Genomic DNA, 3,660 nt, shown 5'->3' with positions numbered 1-3,660 from the left:
AGCAGTTTTCTTGGCAGTTTTGGATGGAGTACATTTTTTGACATCAGAGGCAAGAACTATAGGATTATTTTTCTTTTTAGAAGAAGGAAGCTGTACAGAAGCTTTGGGGTTTTCTAAAGGATCATCTGCGTTGGTGCTAGAAGAAAGGACTGCAGAAGAGGATTTCTTTTTGGAGGAAGGAAGCTGTACAGAAGCATTGGGGTTTTCTAAAGGAGCATCTGCGTTGGTGCTAGAAGAAAAGACTGCAGAAGAGGATTTCTTTTTAGAAGAAGGGGAATCCTGTACAGAAAATTCAGGATTATTCAAAGGATCATCTGCGTTGGTGCCAGAGGCAGGAACTATATTGGAATCCTGTGCAATAATTTTAGAATCTTCTGATGGATGTTCCTCAACAGGAGAGATTAGATTCTCTAAGGATTCATCGTTATTTTCTTTAAAATATTTTTTTACAAAGGTTACGGGAGAACCTCCCAAAAGATTGTCAGTGGAGACATATACTTCTTTGTCATCAATTGTTTGGATTTTGTGCTTCACGACGATAGGTTCTTCAAAAGGAATATAGACCCTATTTTTCTTCCTAGGCATGCCGCTATTAGAAATTCCTGATAATTCTTTGTTTTCTCCAGAATAAACATCAATTGACTGTGCCGTTATACTATTACTTGTCATAATAAACAGTATAGATATCAGAATTACGTAACGCATATAATAAAACTCCTAATATATATAACGAATACAATTACTTATAATGAATATTATTACTTTTAAGTATTTGATATCGTAAAAAAAACATATATCTTTAATTAAAATCTATTCTAAAATCCTAGGAAATAAAATGAAAACCAATATCTTTACGCCAAAAACCACTTTCCCAACTAATATCATTAATCATATCATAGGCACGTTCCCGAGCCTCAATTACTGTTGTGCCTAACGCTGTAACACTTAAAACTCTTCCTCCATCAGCTACAAGAAAACCATCAACCATTTTTGTACCTGCATGGAATATAACTGCATCATTACTTGATTTAGGCAACGATCGGATAATGGTTCCGCACTTGTAAAAATGAGGATAACCTTTCGTTGCAACAACAACCGTTAGTGCAGATCCAGTATTCCACTTTATGCATAAATTCTGTAAATTTTCTTTAATACAAGCATTTAAAATTTCCAATAGATCGCTTTTTAATCTCATCATCATGACCTGACATTCAGGATCACCAAAACGTACATTATACTCAATCAAATGGGGTCCTTGATTAGTGATCATAAGTCCAGCAAATAACACTCCTTGAAAAGGAAAACCTTCTTCTCGCATGCCTTTTATGGTTGGGTCAATGATCGATTCTATGATAGAATCATGCAACGCCTTGGTTATTCCCGAAGCAGGAGAATAGGCGCCCATACCACCGGTATTAGGACCAACATCACCATCGCCGACACGCTTATGATCTCGCGCTGTCGCAAAAGGCATTGCGATTTTTCCATCGCAAATGGCAAAAAAGCTGACTTCAAAACCTTCAAGGTATTCTTCAATCACAATGCTGGAATGTATTTCCTTAAAACATCGATCAATGGCGGCAAGGGCTTCATCGTGATCCATGGCAACGACCACACCTTTGCCAGCAAAAAGACCATCTGCTTTGACCACGATAGGCATTTTTTGTGTTCGCACATAATCTTTTGCTGTTTCAAGATCAGAAAAATGACGGTATTTGGCAGTTGGAATGCCGTATTTCGTACAAAACCTCTTTGTGAAAACCTTGGACGATTCGAGCTGTGACGCCGCTTTAGAAGGACCAAAAACCGCAAAGCCAGCGGAATTTAATACATCGGCTATACCGTTTGCTAATGGTAATTCTGGGCCAACAACAACAAGATCTATTTCTTTTGTTTGACAAAAATCAATGACTGCCGAATGATCATTTACATTGATATCAACACATTGAGCATGCTCTGCTATGCCAGGATTTCCTGGGGCAGACCATAACTTTGACAATAAAGGTGATTGTGCCAATTTCCAAGCAAGCGCATGCTCTCGTCCACCAGAACCAATTAAAAGGACTCTCAATATTCTATAATCCCCTGAAAAATCTACTATACTAGAATAAATTGACGATAAACGACAATCTTTCCATGTGCTATATGGCAAACAAAACAACCACTTAATACATCACTCATTCTTTAATTTGCAACCCAAATATTATTACTGATATCCTAAAGATAGCACTTCAAGGAAGTGGCGATTCAAGAAACCCTTTTTTTATTACAAATATATTCTAAAAACTATCAAAATATGATCCTATCATTGACATAATATAGATAGAGTTTATACAGTTAACTCTTGTAATATGAAAGAAATATTCTTTAAATAGGGAAGAAATATTTTTCAAAATGTCCGTCTTTTTTGGTAATTGGCTTTATAATCGTTTTTCTAGTTCTGCACTCTATCCTTATGTGCAACTAGCACGATGGGATCTCCCGACAGGCTGGTGTTTGTTGATGTGGCCTTGCCTTTGGTCTACCATACTTGCCGCTCATCTTCTTCAAAAAACACAGACGCTCTCTTTCTCTGTCGTGTTTTGGTATATATTACTTTATATACTAGGTGCCATTGCTATGCGTGGCGCAGGATGCACTTGGAATGATCTTGTTGATCAAGAAATTGATGCACAAGTTGGTCGGACGTGTACTCGACCTTTGCCATCAGGAAAATGTAGTCGTTTTCAGGCATATGTTTTTATCATGTTACAGCTTTTTGTTGGTTTTATAGTTCTGATTCAGTTTAACTATTTCACGATTTGTCTGGGATTAGCTTTTCTCATTATTCCGATTTTATATCCTTTTGCAAAACGTTTTACGAATTGTCCGCAAGTTGTTTTGGGTTTGTGCTTTTCGGGGGGGAGTCTTATAGGATGGTCTTCCTTGCAGAATAGCCTCTCGCTCTCTGTTTTTTCTCTCTATATAGCAACGATATGTTGGGTCATCGGATACGATACAATATATGCATTTCAAGATAAGAAAGACGACGAACTGATCGGCGTTGGTTCTACAGCCATGCTTTTTGCTTATCGCGCTAAACCATGGATCTTTGCGCTCTATGGTATATTTGTTGCCTGTTTTATGTTTTCACTTTATCTTGTTCAGGTCAATTTTTTTGGTTGGATCGGACTATTGATTGTTTCTTTTATGCTTGTAAAACAAGTTGCTGTGCTTGATATATCTCTTCCAGAGAAATGTCTTGTGGCTTTCAAAAACAATAATATCATCGGCATGGTGATGTTTATCAGTTTGGTCATGTCCTTGTTGTCATCAAGTTTTTTGAGGATTTGATACCGTTTATTGGATTTGTGGATGTACTAGTGTCAATCAAGAACCTCATCGCAACGGAGTGTAAATCTTTGCTTAAAGTGATGACAAAGATATCGTTTCTAGTAAAACAGAGTGGACGATGGATTTTTGTTTTTTTATGAGAAAAATAGAGAATTTCTCATAAGGATATTATAAAAGAAATAATAATGTAGGAAAAGGCTCGATTAAAATATCGGCTATACTGCTTGTTGGGACGTAAGATATTGAGTAATGAAGACTTATTCCGTTAAAGAAATTTTTCTTACTCTTCAGGGAGAAGGAGCTCACGCAGGACGAGTCGCCGTTTTC

General features: G+C 37.0%; 3 protein-coding genes and 1 pseudogene. 2 read left to right on the top strand and 2 right to left on the bottom strand.

Translation table 11 applies throughout. From position 1 onward, the window contains the following. Both H0G72_RS04795 and purD read right to left on the bottom strand, forming a co-directional pair. On the bottom strand, window positions 1–705 hold a 705-nt coding region (locus tag H0G72_RS04795), incomplete at its 3' end, for a hypothetical protein (RefSeq protein WP_182017644.1). A gap of 118 nt (window positions 706–823) precedes the next feature. Continuing rightward, window positions 824–2,071, bottom strand: coding sequence for a phosphoribosylamine--glycine ligase (gene purD, locus H0G72_RS04790; protein ID WP_182017643.1), 1,248 nt, complete (start codon window positions 2,069–2,071; stop codon window positions 824–826). A gap of 323 nt (window positions 2,072–2,394) precedes the next feature. On the opposite strand from purD, the gene ubiA reads away from it, so the two are divergent. Beyond that, the gene (gene ubiA / locus H0G72_RS04785; protein ID WP_182017642.1) at window positions 2,395–3,333 is read left to right on the top strand and encodes a 4-hydroxybenzoate octaprenyltransferase; all 939 of its coding nucleotides are present in this window, start codon (window positions 2,395–2,397) and stop codon (window positions 3,331–3,333) included. 249 nt (window positions 3,334–3,582) lie between these two features. After that, window positions 3,583–3,660, top strand: a pseudogene (locus H0G72_RS06310) (7-carboxy-7-deazaguanine synthase); the annotation flags it as partial.

Origin of the sequence: Candidatus Liberibacter sp., from assembly GCF_014048425.1 — a bacterium.
In the GTDB taxonomy this organism is placed as follows: Bacteria; Pseudomonadota; Alphaproteobacteria; order Rhizobiales; family Rhizobiaceae; genus Liberibacter.
The sequence above is the reverse complement of the archived record's forward strand: the minus strand, read 5'-3'. Positions and strand labels throughout refer to the sequence as shown.